Source organism: Burkholderia lata (assembly GCF_000012945.1).
Taxonomy (GTDB): Bacteria; Pseudomonadota; Gammaproteobacteria; order Burkholderiales; family Burkholderiaceae; genus Burkholderia; species Burkholderia lata.
The window spans coordinates 1,052,885-1,069,201 of record NC_007511.1; the positions used below are offsets into that span (position 1 = coordinate 1,052,885).

Sequence of the window (16,317 nt, forward strand, 5' to 3'; positions counted from 1 at the left end):
GTCCCGCTACAAACGCCGATCGAGAGAGACCACATGACCCTGCTGAGCCGCCTGCGCGCGCTGTCCGCCGCCCTTGCGCTGTCCTTCGCCGCCACGCACGCCGTTGCCGCGGATCTCGTCATCGCAGGCCGCGACGACATCTACGGAAAGGGGCTGGCCGACGCCGTCGCCGGTTTCAACAAACTGCACCCGGGCACCGAAATCGAGCTGCTCAAGCTGCCGAACGCGAACCTGTACCAGAAGCTCAAGCTGTCGATGCGCGAAGGCACCGGCGCATACGACCTCGTGATGATGGACGACACGTGGGCGCCCGAATTCATCGGCAACGGCTGGCTGAAGCCGCTGCCCGCGTCACTCGCGGATGCCGATCTCGTGCCGTCCACCGTCGCGCTCGGCCGCAACGCGGCCGGCGCGCTGTACGCGCTGCCGATCGTCGGCAACGTCGAGATGTTCGCGTACCGCAAGGACCTGCTCGCGAAGTACAAGCTGCAGCCGCCGCGTAACTGGGACGACGTGCTGAAGATCGCGCAGACCGTCGGCGGCGCGGACAAGAGCGTGTCGGGCGTCGTGTTCCGCGGCACGAAGGGCAACCCGGTCGTGACGGGCTTCCTGCCGATCCTGTGGGCCTACGGCGGCGACGTGTTCGACCATGCCGGCAACGTGACGATCGATTCGCGCGAGGCGCAGGCCGCGCTGAAGACCTTCCTCGCGCTGAAGGCGTCGGCGCCGAAGGATGTCGACGTGTACGGCGCGGCGGAAGTACGCGATGCGCTGCAGCGCGGCACGGCCGCGCAGTCGATCGAGGTGTGGCCGGCGTGGGTGCCGGCGCTCGACGATCCGAAGCAGTCGCGCGTGGTCGGCCAGATCGCGCTGCAGCCGCCGCCGGGGCAGACCGCGGGCCCGGCGCCGATGCTCGGCATCTGGCAGATGGGCATTCCGAAGGACGCGCCGCACGCGAAGCTCGCGCAGGATTTCCTGGCTTACCTGACCGCGCGCGACACGCAGACGCGCCTTGCCGGCATCGGCATTCCTCCGACCCGCCGCAGCGTGTTCAACGATCCGGCGCTGGTGCGCCAGTACCGCTGGTATCCGGATCAGCTGAAGGCGCTCGAAGCCGGCCGTGCGCGGCCGCGCGTGAAGGACTGGCAGCAAGTCGAGAGCATTCTCGGCGACCAGCTGCAACTCGCGCTGACCGGGCAGGCCGCACCCGACGCCGCGCTGCGCCAGGCGCAGCAGAAGATCGCGCAGGCGACGGCCGCGGCCGGCAAGTGACGGCTCGTCTCGAACTATCGCCGGGAATCAGCGCATGAAAGCCTTCGGCCGCAGCCTGCCGTTCGTCGCGCTGCTCGGGCCCGCGCTGCTGGTGCTCGCCGCGCTCGCGCTGTATCCGGTCGCGCAGGTGCTGATCGACTCGTTCTGCCAGGTCGACTACTCGGCCGGCCGCCGCGCATTCGCCGGGCTCGCGAACTATCGCGCGGTGCTCGGCGACGACGCGTTCACGGCCGGCTTCGGCAATACGCTGCGCTTCACGATCGTGGCATCGCTCGCCGAAGTCGCGCTGGGCTTCGGCCTCGCGCTGCTGTTCGTGCGCGCGTTTCCGGGCCGGCGCATCGCGCTGCCGCTCGCGATCCTGCCGATGATGCTGTCCACGCTCGTGTGCTCGGCGATCTGGCGCAACTGGCTGAATTTCGACGGCTTCCTGAACTCACTGCTCGCCGTGTTCGGCATCGAAGGCGTGCGCTGGCTGTCCGATCCGCATCTCGCGCTGTGGTCGCTCGCGCTCGTCGACGTGTGGCAGTGGACGCCGATGGCGTTCCTGATCGTGCTCGCCGGGCTGCAGTCGATTCCGCAGGAACTGTACGAAGCCGCGCGCACCGACGGCGCGAGCGAGTGGCAGTGCCTGCGCGACATCACGCTGCCGCTCGCGGCGCCGCAGATCGGCCTCGCCATGCTGCTGCGCTCGATCGACACGTTCAAGCTGTTCGACAAGGTCTATGCGCTGACGGGCGGCGGCCCCGGCAACGCGACGCAGACGCTGTCGACTTATATCTACGACACGGGCTTCCGCTTCTTCAACGTCGGGCCGGCGAGTGCCGCGTCGGTGCTGATGCTCGCGGCGTCCGCGCTGCTGGTCTCGGGGTACGTATGGCAGACGGTTCGCAAGCGGCGCGCATGACGGCGCAACCCGCAGGCATCACGGGCGCACGCATGGGCGCCGCATTCGGTCGCGCGATGCCGTGGGCACTGCGCATCGCCGCGCTCGCGCTGTTGCTGCTGCCGTGCCTGTGGATGGCCGGCGCGGCGTTCATGCCGACGCTCGAACGCCTCGATCATCCGTTGCGGATCTGGCCGGCCGCGCCGACCTTCGAGCATTTCGCGTCGGTCTGGTCCAACGGCATCGGCGCGCCGCTGTTCAATTCGCTGCTGGTCGGCTTCGGCACGACGCTGCTCGCGCTGGCGCTCGCGTTTCCGGCCGCGTACGCGCTCGTGCGGCTGCGGTTTCCGGCGCGGCTCGACCTGCTGTTCCTGGTGCTCGTGCTCGCGTTGAAGCTGATGCCGCCGATCACGATCGCGGTGCCGCTATTCGCGCTCGCGAAGCGGCTGCACCTGCTCGATTCGACGCTCGGCCTGATGCTCGCGTACCAGATCTACGCGCTGCCGATGGCGATCTGGATGCTGCTCGCGTTCGTGCGCGACGTGCCGATCGAGTACGAGGAAGCCGCCTGTATCGACGGCGCAGGGCTCGCGCGCCGGCTCGTGCAGATCGTGTTGCCGTTGTGCGCGCCGGGGCTGATCGCGACCGCGATCTTCGTGTTCATCGCCGCGTGGAACGAATTCCTGATCGCGCTGCTGTTCGTGTCGACGCCGAGCCGCTTCACGCTGCCGCTCGCGATTGCCGGCTACGTGACGGAGAACGGTATCGACTGGGGCGACCTGATGAGCGCCGGGTTGATGGCGTCGCTGCCCACGCTGGCCGTGGCCGGCTATGTGCAGCGCTACCTGTTGCGCGGATTCGCGGGCGGGCTGAAGTGACGCGCGGCGACGCCGCGCCCGATTTCACTGAGTCACGCTCACGCGCAACTGGCCCGCACCACCTGCGTGACCGGCACGATGCGGGTGCGCGACGGGCCGTCGAACGTCTGCATCCGGTCGGCGAGCAGCTCGACTGCCGCGTGCGCGAGGCCGCGCGTGTCCTGTCGGAGCGTGGTGAGCCGATAGGCGTCGTATTCGGCGGCCGGGATGTCGTCGAAGCCGATCACGCGCACGTCGTCCGGCACGCGCAACCCGAATTCGCTGCGCGCGACGTCGATCACGCCGAGCGCGAGCAGGTCCGACGAGCAGAACACACCGTCGGGACGCTTGCCGTTCGCGAACAGGTGCCGTGCGGCTTCGACGCCGCTTGCATGCGTATCGGATGGCGTGTCGAGCACGTGCGCGAGCGTTGCATCGAACGCGTCACCGCGCCCGATCGCGTGCTCGAACGCGGTAGCGCGCGACTGCGCGCTGTAGCTCGCACTGCGCGGTCCGACGAACGCAAGCCGGCGCGCGCCGGCCCGCACGAGCCGCTGCGCCGCATGGACGGCGCCGGCCGCGTTGTCGCTGACGACGATGTCCGCGCCCGGCAGGTTCGCCTCGCGATTGATCATCACGACCGGGATCCGGTGTTCGAGATACTGCTGCGCGACCGACAGCGGCGGCGACGCGGACGTCATCACGAGGCCCGCGATCCGGTAGCTGAGCAACTGTTCGAGCGATTGGCGGACCTGGCGCGGATCTTCCGCGTTGGTCACGAGCGGCGTCAGCGCGCGCTGCCCGAGCGCGGCCATCAGGTCCGACAGCAGCCGCGCGCGAAACGGATTCTCGAACCCGGCCGTCACGACGCCGATCATGCTGCTGCGCTGCGTGATCATGTCGCGCGCGATCAGGTTGACCTGATAGCCGAGCGCGCGCGCGGCGACCATCACGCGCTCACGCGTCTGCGGGGCGATGCTCGCCGTCGGCGAGAATGCACGCGACACCGCGGAGCGCGACACGCCGGCGCGCGCTGCGACATCCGATGCCGTGACCCACGGCTTTCTTTCCTTGTCATTCATCGATTCATGATCCCTTCGAGCCACGATACGTGCATGCCGCTCGCCGACTGGATGTCGGCGCTCGACGATGCGCGGCTGCTGCATACGCTGACCCTACCGGGCAGCCATGACACCTGTGCGTATACCGTCGACGATTTACTCGTGCGCACCCAGCGTGTGCCGCTCGATGCCCAGCTCGCGCATGGCGTGCGGCTGCTCGACATCCGCTGCCGGCACGTGCGCGATGCGTTCGACATCCATCACGGCGGCATCGCGCTCGGCATGACGTTCGACGACGTGCTGGCAACCTGCGCGCGCTTTCTCGACGCGCATCCGCGCGAATGCATCGTGATGTCGGTGAAGGATGAATGGCCGGCGCACGCGTGTACGCGCAGTTTCGATGCGACGTTCGACGCGCATCGCGCGCGGCATCCGCGGCTGCGCTGGCATGCCGGCGGCACGCTGCCCGCGCTCGGCGACGTGCGCGGTGCAATCGTACTGCTGCGCCGCTTTCGCAGCAGCCGGCCGCTCGGCATCGACCTGACCGCGTGGCCCGACAACGCGACGTTCACGATCGATCACCCCGATGGCGCATTCGTGATCCAGGACGAATATCGCGTGCCGGTGGCCGCGTCGATCGGCTGGAAGTGGCGTGCGATCGATGCGCTGCTGACGGACCTGCCGTTGCCGGACAGCGGCCGCTGGGCGATCAACTTCTGCAGCGGGACCGGAATGGGCGCGAATCCGTCGGTGGTCGCGCACGGCGACGGCAGGGTGCGGGGCATTCATGCGCGGCTGGCTGCACGGCTGCGCGAGCAGCCCGGCCCGTATGGCGCGATGCTGCTCGACTTCTGCGATGACGACGACTGGGCGCTGGTGCGCGCGCTGATCGCGTGCAACGACCATGCGCCGGAGCAGGGTGTGTGGCGCAAGACGTTTCGCTGCTAGCGGGGATTAGCGAAGATTGGCGCTGAAGAATGCGAGCGCCTTCGCGTCGAGCGTTTCGTGGAAGGCCGCGCGATCGAATCCCTTCGCATCGGTACAGACTTCAGGCGAGACGCGCGCCAGCTGTTCGGGGCACGGCGCGAGAAACGCGAAATGCGCGGAATTCGGCACGACGTGGAATTCCGGTCGTTGCGGCAGCATGTCGGCCAGCGCGGGGACCGTTTCCGGCTCCACGCCGTCGCCACCCGCTTCGGAGCCCCACAGCTGGATCGGCGCGTGCACGTTCTTCAGCGTATCGGCGCTCGGGAATTCGTTCATCGGATCGGCGATCACGTAGGCCTTGATCCGCGGATCGTGCGTCAGCGGTTGGCGCGGCAGGTCATGGTCGCGGATCTGCTTGCAGATCAGCCAGGTCGGATCCGGGCAGGCCACGTGCGCGTGCACGAAATCCGGATTGGCGCCGGCCAGCACGAGGCCCGTGTAGCCGCCGCGCGAGAAGCCGAAGAAGCCGATCCGCGCCGGATCGATATGCGCGGCGTCGGGCCCGTTGGCCAGCATGTAGTCGACCAGTCGCTTGATGTCGTCCGGCCGCTCGACCAGCTCCCTCAGGTCGGCCGCGCGGCTCATGTCGGTATGCGTGTCGCCGGGATGGTTGATCGCCGCGACGACGTAGCCCGCGTCGGCGAGCGTTTCGGCGAGATCGTGATGCCCGAAGTACGTGCCGGCGTGGCCGTGCGAGATCACGACGAGCGGCAGCTTGTCGCCGACGGTAGGGCAGTTGCGTTGCCCTTTCAGCAGGAACGGGCCGATCGTGAGCGATTGCGCGGGAGCTGCGCACGGTGTCCAGATGGCCGCGCGCAGTTCGGGGCCGGCTGCGTCGGCCGGGATCGTGACGAACTTGATGCCGGCCGCGTGCGCGACCGTGGCGGACAGGCAGAGCAGGACAGCCGAAAGCCAGGTTTTCATGTCGATTCCCCGGGCAGTGGAGCGGGCGCGGCGCGACGTGCGCCGGACAGATGCGCTCAGCGCGTTGCGATCATCACCGCCGCACCGGCCATCGCGGTCGCGCTCGTGCGGTTGGCGACCCGCTTGGCGCGCGCCGACGTCAGGAACGCCCGTGCGCGTGACGCCAGCAGCGACCAGAAGCAGTCGGCGAGGATCAGGACCGCGAGCATCGTGCCGATCAGCTCGGCCCATGCGGTCACGCCGACGTGCGTGAGATCGACGATGGTCGGCAGCAGCGCGAGATAGAACACCATGATCTTCGGATTGCCGAGCGTGACGAGCATGCCTGCGACGAACATGCGCCACGGCGACTGGCCGCGCGGCAGGTCGTCGGCGCCTGCTTCGGTCGGCGCGGTCCACATCTTCCACGCGAGGAACAGCAGGTACGCGACGCCGAGCAGCTTCAGCACGATCAGGCCGGCCGCGAACGTGTGCGCGAACGCGGACAGCCCCGCGACCGCGAGCGTGAGCCACAACGCTTCGCCGAGCCACATGGCGGCGAGGAACGGCAGCACGTCCCGCACGCCGTTCGTCAGGACGCGCGCGACCAGCGCGGCGACGCTCGGCCCGGGGGTGCCGGCGGTGACGAGCAGGGTGACAGCGAAGACGGCGAGCGCGGACAACGTCATGACGAACCTCGTGGGTGGGGGCGTTCGAAACGTATGAGGTTTCGATTATAGTGACGACCGTTCCAGACTGCCTGCCTGAATTGCCGTCATGACTGCATCGATCCTGATCCGTCCCGCCACGCGGGAAGACGCGGCCGCAATGGCCGCCGTCGAAGTCGCCGCCGCGCAGCGGTTTCGAGAAATCGGCATGACCCATATCGCCGACGCCGAGCCGACCGATGCGGCGGCCGTGCTCGTCCGTATCGACGACGGCCGCGCGTATGTCGCGATCGATCCGCGGGGTACGTGCGTCGGGTTTGCGTTCTACCGGCTGCTCGATGCGCGGCGGCTTTATCTGGAAGAGCTGGATGTCGCGCCGTCGCATGCCGGGCAGCGGATCGGCGCGCGCCTGATCGAACAGGTGACGGCGCGGGCGGCGCAGGAAGGGATCGCGGAGGTCGTGCTGTCGACGTTTCGCGAGGCGCCGTGGAATGCGCCGTATTACGCGCGCCTGGGTTTCAGCATCGTCGACGACGCCACGCTCGACGACACGCTGCGTGCGATCCGCGCGCACCACGTGTCGCTCGGGCTCGACGAGACACTGCGCGTGTTCATGCGGATGCGCGTCCCGGGCTGACGCAGTCCCGGCGAGTCGCGGTGCAGGTGGCGCGACCGGGTGTCAGCGCAATGCCGGGCTTCCGGTCGCCGGCAGCGACGCGAACGCGGCCTCCACGTGCGCCAGAAAGTCGGACGCGGGCCGCGTCAGTTGCAGGCCGGGCGGCGTGAGCCGGTACAACTGAAGCGGTGGCGGCGACATCGGCAACGGCAGCGGCGTCAGCTTCTGGCCGAACACGGTTTCCGCGAGCGACAGCCGGGTCCACGAGAAAACCGCATCGTTGGTCATGAGCAGGCTGTAGAACAGCGCATACGACGTGCAGCGCGTGATGCAGCGCGGCGGGGGCAGGCCCGCATGCGCATGCAGGTCGCGGATATACGTGGGGAAGTTGTCGCTTGCGTCGGCGTGGATCCATTCCGCGTCACGCAGCGCCTCGAGCGATGTCGCGCCCGCGAAGCGCCCGTTCTCGCGGGTGACGAACGCGGTGTCGAACGTGCGGATCGCCCTGATGTCGACCGACTCGGCAATGGGGCCCGTGACGGCAACGAACGCGAGATCGAGCGTGCGATTGCGCAACTGTTCCGTGAGCAGGTTGAACGTCAGTTCCCGAAGTTCGCATTCGACGTTCGGCCAGTGGCGGCGGAAGGCGGCGTAGGCTTCCGCAAAGCCCGTCACCGCGACGATCGGCGTGAAGCCGATCACGAGCCGCCCGTCACGCAGCCCCTTCATGTGCGCCATGTCCTCGCTCGCCCGTTCGAGCTCGCGCACGACGGCCTGGGCGCGCCCGAGCAGTGCGTCGCCTTCCGGCGTCGGCACCACGCCCCACGGTTTGCGCTCGAGGAGCGTTACGCCGAACTCGTTTTCCAGTTCCTGGATCGCCTTGCTGATGGCCGGCTGCGTGACGTGCAGGGTCCTGGCCGCGGCCTTGATGCTGCCGGCCGTCGTGACCGCGACGAGTGCGCGCAATTGATGGATTTTCATGATGCGGAAGATATTACCAAAAGTTATCCGCATCAAAATTCGTGAGTTTTTTGACCCGAAACGCGTCTCTATGCTTGGCCGGGACGGTCGCGAGGCGGCCGATTCCACGGAGCCATCCATGACGCAGAACCTTGCTCACGTACTCGCGGCGATTCGCGAGTCGGAGTCCCGATTCGTTGCTATCCGCCGCGATATCCACGCCCATCCCGAACTCGGTTTCGCCGAGACCCGCACCGCGCAGCTCGTCGCCGAACAGTTAACCGCATGGGGCTACGACGTGACGACGGGGGTGGGCGGCACCGGCGTCGTCGGCCAGTTGCGGCGCGGCGCGTCGGTGCGCACGCTCGGCCTGCGCGCCGACATGGATGCGCTGCCGATCGAGGAGGCGACGGGGCTGCCGTATGCCAGCACGGTTGCGCGCACGATGCACGCGTGCGGCCACGACGGCCACACGGCGATCTTGCTGGCCGCGGCCCACTACCTTGCCGAACAGGGCCGTTTCGACGGCACGCTCAACGTGATCTTCCAGCCGGCCGAGGAAGGGCTCGGCGGCGCAAAGCGGATGATCGACGACGGTCTGTTCGAACGTTTCCCGTGCGAACGCGTGTATGCGCTGCACAACGCGCCGGGCGTGCCGGTCGGCCATTTCGCGTTGCGCTACGGGCCGATGATGGCGTCGTCCGATTCGGTGACGATCACCGTGACGGGCAAGGGCGGGCATGGTGCGATGCCGCAGCTCGCGAGCGACCCGATCGTCGCGGGCGCGCAAATCGTGACCGCGCTGCAATCGATCGTCTCCCGCAACGTCGACCCGCTGAAGCCGGCCGTCGTGACCGTCGGCACGTTCCATGCGGGCACCTCCCCGAACGTGATCCCGGAAACGGCGACGCTGCAGTTGTCCGTGCGCGCGCTCGACGCGACCACACGCGACGAAGTCGAGGCGCGGATCCGCCGGATCGTCGACGCGCAGGCGCAGGCGTTCGGGATGACCGCGCAGATCGAATACCAGTCGATCTCGCGTGTCGTGGACAACGACCGTGCGGCGTCGGATCTCGCGGTGGAGACGATCGCGGCGCTGGCCGGCGAGGGCGCGCTCACGCTGTTGCCCGATGGCGTGATGGGCAGCGAGGATTTCTCGTGGATGACCGAATGCGCGCCGTGTTGCTACGTGCTGATCGGTAACGGCGTCGATTCCCGGGGCGGATGTTCGGTGCACAACCCGCATTACGACTTCAACGACACCGCGCTGAGCTGGGGGGCGGCCTATTTCGCCGGTATTACCGAACGCTTCCTGAAGGCGGACTGACGAAAGCGCAACGGTGACGCGCTGGCCGGACATGGGTTGACTTGACGATAAGGATAACGAATGAAGAAGCGATTTGCACTAGGCGCGGCCTGTCTCGCGCTCGGCGCCGGCAACGCGCGCGCCACGCCCTATCAGGACGTGTTGCTGGCGGCGGTGCCCGAGTACAACGGCCGGATGACGGAGGGCGTCGCGCTGTATGGTTCGCTCGACATGGGGATCAACTACCAGACGGTCGGCGGCCGTTCGCTGTGGCAGACGCAGAGCGGCGGCGAGTGGACCTCCAAATTCGGCTTCTTCGGCCGCGAGAACCTCGGTGGCGGCTGGCGCGCCGAGTTCAACCTCGAAAGCGGTTTTCTCGCGAACAGCGGCGCGCAGCAGGATGCGCAATCGACGTACAACCGGCAGTCGTGGGTCGGCCTGTCGTCGGACAGCTACGGGCGGCTGCGTCTCGGCAAGCAGATCGGCACGGCGCTGCCGCTGTTCATCGACGTGTTCGGCACGGTGGGCACGAACTCGGTCTATACGTGGCTGGGCGCGGCAGCCGTGCAGACGAGCCGCGGCGTCGGCTACAACTCGGACCTCGGGCCGGGCGCGACGCAATTGCCGGCGCGCGTCGACAACGCCATCACGTACCGTACGCCGATCGTCGCGGGCACCACGTCGCTGATGTTGATGTACGCGCCGAGCAACGTGGCCGGGCGGGCACCCGCGGCGTCCGCGCAAGGCGCGCTGCTGCAGTGGTACAACGGCACGACCTATCTGGCCGCGAGCTACAACCAGGTGTGGGGCATCAACGGGGCGAGCACCGTGCGCAACGACTTGTACGGGCTCGGCGCCGTCTATGACACCGGGCGGATCGTGCTGTCCGCATCGTTCAACCAGTACGCGCCGAAGCTGGCCGGCGACGGCATCGCGCGCGTCTACACGCTCGGCGCGATCGTGCCGTTCGGCGTCAATGCGATTCGCGCGTCGGTCGTCTATCGCGATACGTCGGGCGTGCGCGACGCGGCCGGCCAGCCGGCCAGGGATTCGGCACTCGGTGCGATGCTCGGCTACGACTACCTGCTGTCGAAACGCACGGGCCTCTATGCGCGTGCGGGGTTCATCCGCAACTACGGCATCTCGACCGTGTTGCTGAACGGCAATCCGCTGCCGACCGAACCGGGCGGAACGACACCGCGCACCGGGACGACCCCCGTGACGCTGTCGCTCGGCATGTATCACAACTTCTGAACGGGAATTTCCGATGCATACCCTGAATCGCACGGCCGCTGCGCCGGTCGAAGCCGGGCCGCGCGTAACGCGCCGCACGGTCGTTGCGGCCGCACTCGGCAACGGGCTCGAATTTTTCGACTTCACCGTCTACAGTTTCTTCGCCGCCCTGATCGGCAAGTTGTTCTTTCCCGCGTCGAGCGATGTAGGCGCGCTGATGCTGTCCCTCGCGACGTTCGGTGTCGGGTTCGTCGCACGGCCGCTCGGCAGCGTCGCGATCGGCGCCTATGCGGACCGTGCCGGACGCAAGCCCGCGCTCGTGCTGACGGTCGCATTGATGGCGCTCGGCACCGGGATCATCGGCTTCGCGCCGACCTATGCGCAGATCGGTATCGCCGCGCCGCTGCTGATCGTCATCGGGCGTCTGTTGCAGGGTTTTTCGGCGGGTGGTGAAGTCGGGGCCGCGACGACCCTGCTGATGGAGTCGGGTGACACCGGCCGGCGCGGCGAGCGGGTGAGCTGGCAGATGGCGAGCCAGGGCGGTGCGACGCTCGTCGGCGCGTTCGTCGCGCTGACGCTGTCGCGCGCACTGCCGCCCGACGCGCTGCACGCGTGGGGGTGGCGCGTCCCGTTCGTGCTCGGTCTGCTGATCGGCCCGGTCGGCTTCTACCTGCGGCGCCATCTGGACGATACGCTGCCGCACGCAGCGGCCGGCGCACCGCGCGAGCGTGCGCGCATTCCGTGGCGGCAGGTCGTGGCCGGCACGCTGCTCGTGATCGGCGGCACGTCGACCACCTATACGATCGTGTTTTTCCTGCCGTCGTTCCTGACGCTGACCGTCGGCATGCCTGCATCGGTGTCACTGCTGTCGGGCTGTGCGGCCGGTGCCGTGCTGCTGATCGGTTCGCCGTTCGCGGGACGGCTCGCGGATCGCGTGCGCCGTCGCAAGCGGCTGGTGGGCGTGACGTGCGTCGCGTCGGCCGTGCTCGTGCTGCCGGCGTTTTATGCGATGAAGATGTGGCCGTCGGTGGGCACCGCGGTTGCGGTCGTGATCGTGCTGATCGGCTTGATGACGCTGTCGAGTCCCGCCGGCTTCGTGATGATCCTCGATGCGTTTCGGCCCGAGGTGCGGGCGATGTCGCTCGGGATGATCTATGCGCTCGGCGTGACGATTTTCGGCGGGTTCGCGCAACTGATCGTCGGCGCGATGTGGCGCGCGACCGGCAGCTTTTACGCGCCTGCGTGGTATGTGCTGGGATGCAGCGCCGCGAGCCTGGTCGGTCTGGCGCTGTTCGCGGAAGCGTCCGACGTGGAAGGCAGGCGGTGAACGGGCGGGGCGGACACGTGACGTGCCCGCCCGGTGGTGGTGTGCGCGACGAACGGACGGGTGGGGCCCCGCCGTTCATCGCGCATGGCCTGCCGTGCGATCAGGCCGCGTCGCTCAGCGCCGGGTAATCGGTATAACCCGTTTCACCTTCCGCGTAGAACGTTTCCGGCACCGGCTTGTTGAGCGCCGCACCGAGTTCGAGGCGGCGCGGCAGGTCGGGGTTCGCGATGAACAGCTTGCCCCATGCGATCGCGTCGGCGTTGCCGCTTGCAAGCGTGGCCTGTGCGGTGTCGAGCGTGAATTGCTCGTTCGCGATCAGCGGGCCGCCGAACGCTTCCTTCAGGCGCGGGCTCAAGTGATCGCCCGAATACGACTCACGCGTGAAGATGAACGCGATCTTGCGACGGCCGAGTTCGCGCGCGACATAACCGAACGTTGCCGCCGGATCGGAATCGCCCATCGTGTGCGCGTCGCCGCGTGGTGCAAGGTGCACGCCGACGCGGCCGGCGCCCCACACGTCGATCGCAGCGTCGACCACTTCGAGCAGCAGGCGTGCGCGGTTCTCGACCGGGCCGCCATAGGCATCGGTGCGGCGATTGGTGCTGTCCTGCAGGAACTGGTCGAGCAGGTAGCCGTTCGCGCCGTGGATCTCGACACCGTCGAAGCCGGCCGCCTTCGCGTTCTCCGCACCCTTGCGGTATGCGGCGACGATGCCCGGGATTTCGTCGAGCTCGAGTGCGCGCGGCGTCACGTACGGGCGCTGCGGACGCACGAGGCTCACGTGGCCGCCCGCGGCGATCGCGCTCGGCGCGACCGGCAGGTCGCCGTTCAGGAACACCGGGTCGGAGATCCGGCCGACGTGCCAGAGTTGCAGCACGATGCGCCCACCGGCCGCATGCACGGCCTGCGTCACCTGTTTCCAGCCTTCGACCTGCTCGTCGGACCAGATGCCGGGGGTGTCCGCGTAGCCGACGCCCTGCGGCGTGACCGACGTGGCCTCGGTAATGATCAGGCCGGCCGTTGCGCGCTCGGCGTAGTAGCGGGCCATCAGGGCGTTCGGCACGCGCGTCGCACCGGCACGGGAGCGGGTGAGCGGCGCCATCACGATGCGGTTCGGCAGGGTCAGGTCGCCGAGGGTGACGGGATCGAACAGGGTGGGCATGGCAAATAACCTCTTCACGAAAGGCGGGAAACCGTCGCGTCATGGGCGACAGCGCTCCGCATGGCCGGTTCGGCCGTGTTGACTAGAGTTCGCGGCGCAGGGCGTCGTGAAATGCGTCGATGACGGCCTCGTTGCGCTGAAAGAACGCCCACTGGCCGATCCGTGTCGACGTCACGAGCCCCGCGCGTTGCAGCGTCGCGAGGTGTGCGGAGACGGTCGATTGCGACAGCCCGCAGCGCGCGTCGATCTGGCCCGCGCAGACGCCGTGTTCATACGGCAGCGTCTGGTTCGGGAAATGCTCGCCCGGCGTTTTCAGCCAGTTGAGGATCTCCCGGCGCACGGGGTTCGAGAGCGCTTTCAGGATCGCGTCGATGTCGAGTTCGGTCGGCATGGATAGGTTGGGTGTGTCGGTCGGGCAACAAGGTATCGTCGATGGGCGAATCTTATATCGTTAACTGACGATATGTTTGAAAGCATTGCTGCCAATGGGGTTGATAGTGAACGGCTGTCGCGGGGCATCGAGGCTGGCTGGGTGATCTGACGCCAAGATCGTTCGGCGAGGCGTGACACGCAGCGGCTGGCAACGATGGACGCTCAAGCTGCTTCGGACAAAAATCGGGGGCAGATCGGGGAGCTTGATGGAAGCAGGGGAGTTCATGGACGGCTTCTATCGACGATGAGCTGCGCGGCGGAACGTGTTGCGCGCCGCACCTTCGTCATTTGAACCGGTGGCTTGCCGAATCGACGCGGGGCCGGTACGCGCCCGCCGCACGTCGGCGTGCTTCAGCCGTTCGACCGTGTCATCGCCAGCAATTCGTCGATGAATTCCTTGCGCTGCGTCGGGTCCAGCGGGCGTACCCCACACACTTCATCGAACCACAGTCCTTCAACGGCAAAGCGGATGATCCGCGCGGTTCGTTCCGGCAACGCGTCCCGGCTCAGCAATTCCGTCCAGCGGGCAGCGTGGCCCGCATAGACGGGGAGCAGGCTCGGCTCCAGGAGCAGGCTGCCGATCACGGCCGACAGGCTCCTGCCCTGAAGCGCTTGCTCGGAGCTTGCGATGATGTACGCGCGGGTCCATGCCCCGGGCTGGCCGTCCGCCAGCGCGGCGTCGGTCACGGCCTGCTCGAAGGTGGTCGCTTCGAAATGCAGCAGCCCTGCGAGGAGTTCCGACTTGCTCGAGAAGTGATAGAGCAGCCCCCCCTTGCTGATGCCCGCAACCGACGCGGCCTCTGCAAGGGTTAATCCCAGGATGCCTTTGTCCTGCAGGATTTTTTGCGAGGCTTCGAATATTTTTCTCTTGGTATCGCCAATTTCGCTATCGATATTCTCGTTCATCGGGAATTGCGCGGAAAATTTACTGAAATGAGCCGTACCGGCTGGACGGTGCATTATACAAATTCCCTTTGCCATTTTTTTTGCGTTCGGTGCTGTACCGGCTGGACGGTATAGTTTGTGCCAGCGAACCTCGAACCCCTCTACCCGGGCATGGATAGAACGATGAACGAACATGCAAGCCTCCCCACGATCGACGACTGCATCGAGCGCCACGGCGGCGTGCTGACGCTTCCGCAGGGCAGGATCCGTGGCGACTGCCAGGATGGCATTTGCCGATTTCTTGGCATTCCTTACGGAAAGGCTGCGATCGGCGACCGGCGGTTCGGGCCGCCCGTGCCGGCGCCGGCATGGGACGGACTCCGCGATTGCCGCAGCTACGGAGATGCGTGTCCGCAGGTCAACGACGACTTGCCCGCATGGCAATTCGATGGAGATCACTCGCTGGACTGTCTCAATCTCAACGTCTGGACGCCTGCGTCGGCGGCGCCCGGCGATCGCTTGCCGGTGATGGTGTGGGTGCACGGCGGCGCCTATCTGTCCGGGTCCGCCAACCTGCCCCTGTACGACGGACGCGTGCTCGCCGAGAAGGAGCAGGTGGTGGTCGTGTCGATCAACCATCGTCTCAACGCGTTCGGCTACCTGCACTTCGGCGATCGGGGCGACAGCCCTTCGTCTGCAGCGAACGTGGGGCAGCAGGATATCGTGCTGGCGCTCGAATGGATTGCGGCACACATCGGTGCGTTCGGCGGCGATGCAGGCAACGTGACGCTGTTCGGCGAATCGGGCGGTGGCGGGAAGATCTGCGCGCTCACGATGATGCCGTCGGCCGATGGCCTGTTTCACAAGGCGATTGTCCAGAGCGGAGCCTTTCTTACCGTGCTGTCGCGAGCGCAGGCAAAGGTCAGGGCCGATGCGTTCCTGTCGATGCTTGGCGCCGACATCCGCGCACTCGATACGATCAGTGAGGAACAGGTTCTTGCGGTCGCGCGCCGCCTGATCGAACGGTACGGCTATACCGCATTCTGGCCCGTCGACGACGGTATCGTCATCGATGCGTCGAGAATCCCGCGTGCATCGGTGCCGATGATGATCGGCACGACCCGGCACGAATCGGCGTACTTCCTGGCGCCGCGGCTGCTCGCGCACGGCCCGCTCGAGCCGGGCGGCTACCGCGATGCGCTGGAGGACGGCCTGAGGCCATTCAGCATCGGCCCGGACGATGCGAGGGCAACGTCTGACGTCGCATGGCGTACGCGTGCGATACCGCCTCGCTCGATCGGCAGGGACCTCACCGACGTCCTTTTCTGGATGCCGGCGGTCGCGCTGGCGGAATGCAACAGCGTGCATGCGAACACGTTCATGTACCGGTTTGACTGGGCATTCTCATGCTGCGGCGGCCGTTACTCGATTCACGGCGCCGAAATCCCGTTCGTATTCGGCATGCTCGACTACCCGTTGCCGGCCTGGGATGACGCTGATCTCCCGAACGCGCGGTATTCGGATGACACGCGTGGCGAGCGGTTCGACCTGGCTGCACGTGTGCAGCGCGCGTGGGCCGATTTCGCCCGATACGGCGATCCGTCTGCCAGCGGCGGGTCGGATTGGCCGCACTACACACCGGACGCGCGTGCGACACGAATTTTCGATCGGGTCTGCCGCGTCGAGGAGGATCCGGATGCCGAGCGCCGGCAGGCGCTGTTCGCCGAGCGCGCGGGCGCGTGACACATACATCATCGACAAGGAG

16 protein-coding genes are annotated in these 16,317 nt (G+C 67.3%); 9 read left to right on the forward strand and 7 right to left on the reverse strand.

The window, feature by feature from the left end:
• Positions 1 to 33 precede the first annotated feature (33 nt).
• The 3 genes from BCEP18194_RS27465 to BCEP18194_RS27475 are packed head-to-tail and all read left to right on the forward strand — an operon-like array spanning position 34 to position 3,033.
• On the forward strand, positions 34 to 1,272 hold the full coding sequence (locus tag BCEP18194_RS27465; protein ID WP_041493231.1) for an ABC transporter substrate-binding protein: 1,239 nt from the start codon (positions 34 to 36) through the stop codon (positions 1,270 to 1,272).
• 34 nt (positions 1,273 to 1,306) lie between these two features.
• A complete protein-coding gene (locus BCEP18194_RS27470) occupies positions 1,307 to 2,176 on the forward strand; it encodes a carbohydrate ABC transporter permease (protein ID WP_011354547.1) in 870 nt (289 codons plus the stop codon).
• On the forward strand, positions 2,173 to 3,033 hold the full coding sequence (locus tag BCEP18194_RS27475) for a carbohydrate ABC transporter permease (RefSeq protein ID WP_041493502.1): 861 nt from the start codon (positions 2,173 to 2,175) through the stop codon (positions 3,031 to 3,033). Before BCEP18194_RS27470 ends, BCEP18194_RS27475 begins: the two co-directional genes overlap by 4 nt.
• 38 nt (positions 3,034 to 3,071) lie before the next feature.
• On the opposite strand, the gene BCEP18194_RS27480 is transcribed toward BCEP18194_RS27475, so the two are convergent.
• Positions 3,072 to 4,094: a LacI family DNA-binding transcriptional regulator gene (locus BCEP18194_RS27480; RefSeq protein ID WP_011354549.1), complete on the reverse strand. Its 1,023-nt coding sequence runs from the start codon at positions 4,092 to 4,094 to the stop codon at positions 3,072 to 3,074.
• Between the two features lie 6 nt (positions 4,095 to 4,100).
• Here BCEP18194_RS27480 and BCEP18194_RS27485 point away from each other — a divergent pair, with 6 nt between their 5' ends.
• Positions 4,101 to 5,021, forward strand: coding sequence for a phosphatidylinositol-specific phospholipase C (locus BCEP18194_RS27485; RefSeq protein WP_157687250.1), 921 nt, complete (start codon positions 4,101 to 4,103; stop codon positions 5,019 to 5,021).
• A gap of 6 nt (positions 5,022 to 5,027) precedes the next feature.
• Here the strand turns inward: BCEP18194_RS27485 and BCEP18194_RS27490 are convergent, their stop codons facing one another.
• Together BCEP18194_RS27490 and BCEP18194_RS27495 are read right to left on the reverse strand one after the other, a co-directional pair.
• The gene (locus tag BCEP18194_RS27490; RefSeq protein WP_011354551.1) at positions 5,028 to 5,984 is read right to left on the reverse strand and encodes an alpha/beta hydrolase family protein; all 957 of its coding nucleotides are present in this window, start codon (positions 5,982 to 5,984) and stop codon (positions 5,028 to 5,030) included.
• Between the two features lie 56 nt (positions 5,985 to 6,040).
• Entirely contained in the window at positions 6,041 to 6,652 is a 612-nt protein-coding gene (locus BCEP18194_RS27495) for a LysE family translocator (RefSeq protein WP_011354552.1), read from the reverse strand.
• A gap of 88 nt (positions 6,653 to 6,740) precedes the next feature.
• Here BCEP18194_RS27495 and BCEP18194_RS27500 point away from each other — a divergent pair, with 88 nt between their 5' ends.
• On the forward strand, positions 6,741 to 7,268 hold the full coding sequence (locus tag BCEP18194_RS27500; RefSeq protein WP_011354553.1) for a GNAT family N-acetyltransferase: 528 nt from the start codon (positions 6,741 to 6,743) through the stop codon (positions 7,266 to 7,268).
• Positions 7,269 to 7,310: 42 nt separating this feature from the next.
• Here BCEP18194_RS27500 and BCEP18194_RS27505 read toward each other — a convergent pair whose 3' ends face one another.
• The gene (locus BCEP18194_RS27505; RefSeq protein WP_011354554.1) at positions 7,311 to 8,228 is read right to left on the reverse strand and encodes a LysR family transcriptional regulator; all 918 of its coding nucleotides are present in this window, start codon (positions 8,226 to 8,228) and stop codon (positions 7,311 to 7,313) included.
• Positions 8,229 to 8,346: 118 nt separating this feature from the next.
• Between BCEP18194_RS27505 and BCEP18194_RS27510 the strand changes: the two genes are divergently transcribed.
• From BCEP18194_RS27510 to BCEP18194_RS27520, 3 genes are read left to right on the forward strand one after another with little or no spacing between them, the layout of a single operon-like run.
• Positions 8,347 to 9,534, forward strand: coding sequence for a M20 aminoacylase family protein (locus BCEP18194_RS27510; protein WP_011354555.1), 1,188 nt, complete (start codon positions 8,347 to 8,349; stop codon positions 9,532 to 9,534).
• Positions 9,535 to 9,594: 60 nt separating this feature from the next.
• A complete protein-coding gene (locus tag BCEP18194_RS27515; RefSeq protein WP_011354556.1) occupies positions 9,595 to 10,767 on the forward strand; it encodes a porin in 1,173 nt (390 codons plus the stop codon).
• 13 nt (positions 10,768 to 10,780) lie between these two features.
• Positions 10,781 to 12,073 carry an MFS transporter gene (locus BCEP18194_RS27520; RefSeq protein ID WP_011354557.1) on the forward strand — a complete coding sequence of 431 codons (1,293 nt, stop codon included), beginning with the start codon at positions 10,781 to 10,783 and terminating at the stop codon, positions 12,071 to 12,073.
• Positions 12,074 to 12,173: 100 nt separating this feature from the next.
• Here the strand turns inward: BCEP18194_RS27520 and BCEP18194_RS27525 are convergent, their stop codons facing one another.
• From BCEP18194_RS27525 to BCEP18194_RS27535, 3 genes are all read right to left on the reverse strand, one after another.
• The gene (locus BCEP18194_RS27525; RefSeq protein WP_011354558.1) at positions 12,174 to 13,235 is read right to left on the reverse strand and encodes an alkene reductase; all 1,062 of its coding nucleotides are present in this window, start codon (positions 13,233 to 13,235) and stop codon (positions 12,174 to 12,176) included.
• An 82-nt stretch (positions 13,236 to 13,317) separates the two neighbouring features.
• Complete coding sequence (locus tag BCEP18194_RS27530; protein ID WP_011354559.1) at positions 13,318 to 13,626, reverse strand: ArsR/SmtB family transcription factor; 309 nt, start codon at positions 13,624 to 13,626, stop codon at positions 13,318 to 13,320.
• A 392-nt stretch (positions 13,627 to 14,018) separates the two neighbouring features.
• Positions 14,019 to 14,573: a TetR/AcrR family transcriptional regulator gene (locus tag BCEP18194_RS27535; RefSeq protein ID WP_011354560.1), complete on the reverse strand. Its 555-nt coding sequence runs from the start codon at positions 14,571 to 14,573 to the stop codon at positions 14,019 to 14,021.
• A 117-nt stretch (positions 14,574 to 14,690) separates the two neighbouring features.
• Between BCEP18194_RS27535 and BCEP18194_RS27540 the strand changes: the two genes are divergently transcribed.
• Positions 14,691 to 16,295: a carboxylesterase/lipase family protein gene (locus tag BCEP18194_RS27540; protein WP_157687252.1), complete on the forward strand. Its 1,605-nt coding sequence runs from the start codon at positions 14,691 to 14,693 to the stop codon at positions 16,293 to 16,295.
• The last annotated feature ends 22 nt before the right edge of the window (positions 16,296 to 16,317 follow it).

What these genes read in the sequence shown, in the direction of transcription:
- BCEP18194_RS27475 (WP_041493502.1), top strand. Translation starts at nt 2,173, where the DNA reads ATGACGGCGCAACCCGCAGGCATCACGGGCGCACGCATGGGCGCCGCA.
- BCEP18194_RS27530 (WP_011354559.1), bottom strand. Translation starts at nt 13,626, where the DNA reads ATGCCGACCGAACTCGACATCGACGCGATCCTGAAAGCGCTCTCGAAC.
- BCEP18194_RS27495 (WP_011354552.1), bottom strand. Translation starts at nt 6,652, where the DNA reads ATGACGTTGTCCGCGCTCGCCGTCTTCGCTGTCACCCTGCTCGTCACC.
- BCEP18194_RS27535 (WP_011354560.1), bottom strand. Translation starts at nt 14,573, where the DNA reads ATGAACGAGAATATCGATAGCGAAATTGGCGATACCAAGAGAAAAATA.
- BCEP18194_RS27525 (WP_011354558.1), bottom strand. Translation starts at nt 13,235, where the DNA reads ATGCCCACCCTGTTCGATCCCGTCACCCTCGGCGACCTGACCCTGCCG.
- BCEP18194_RS27515 (WP_011354556.1), top strand. Translation starts at nt 9,595, where the DNA reads ATGAAGAAGCGATTTGCACTAGGCGCGGCCTGTCTCGCGCTCGGCGCC.
- BCEP18194_RS27510 (WP_011354555.1), top strand. Translation starts at nt 8,347, where the DNA reads ATGACGCAGAACCTTGCTCACGTACTCGCGGCGATTCGCGAGTCGGAG.
- BCEP18194_RS27470 (WP_011354547.1), top strand. Translation starts at nt 1,307, where the DNA reads ATGAAAGCCTTCGGCCGCAGCCTGCCGTTCGTCGCGCTGCTCGGGCCC.
- BCEP18194_RS27520 (WP_011354557.1), top strand. Translation starts at nt 10,781, where the DNA reads ATGCATACCCTGAATCGCACGGCCGCTGCGCCGGTCGAAGCCGGGCCG.
- BCEP18194_RS27490 (WP_011354551.1), bottom strand. Translation starts at nt 5,984, where the DNA reads ATGAAAACCTGGCTTTCGGCTGTCCTGCTCTGCCTGTCCGCCACGGTC.
- BCEP18194_RS27485 (WP_157687250.1), top strand. Translation starts at nt 4,101, where the DNA reads ATGATCCCTTCGAGCCACGATACGTGCATGCCGCTCGCCGACTGGATG.
- BCEP18194_RS27465 (WP_041493231.1), top strand. Translation starts at nt 34, where the DNA reads ATGACCCTGCTGAGCCGCCTGCGCGCGCTGTCCGCCGCCCTTGCGCTG.
- BCEP18194_RS27480 (WP_011354549.1), bottom strand. Translation starts at nt 4,094, where the DNA reads ATGAATGACAAGGAAAGAAAGCCGTGGGTCACGGCATCGGATGTCGCA.
- BCEP18194_RS27500 (WP_011354553.1), top strand. Translation starts at nt 6,741, where the DNA reads ATGACTGCATCGATCCTGATCCGTCCCGCCACGCGGGAAGACGCGGCC.
- BCEP18194_RS27505 (WP_011354554.1), bottom strand. Translation starts at nt 8,228, where the DNA reads ATGAAAATCCATCAATTGCGCGCACTCGTCGCGGTCACGACGGCCGGC.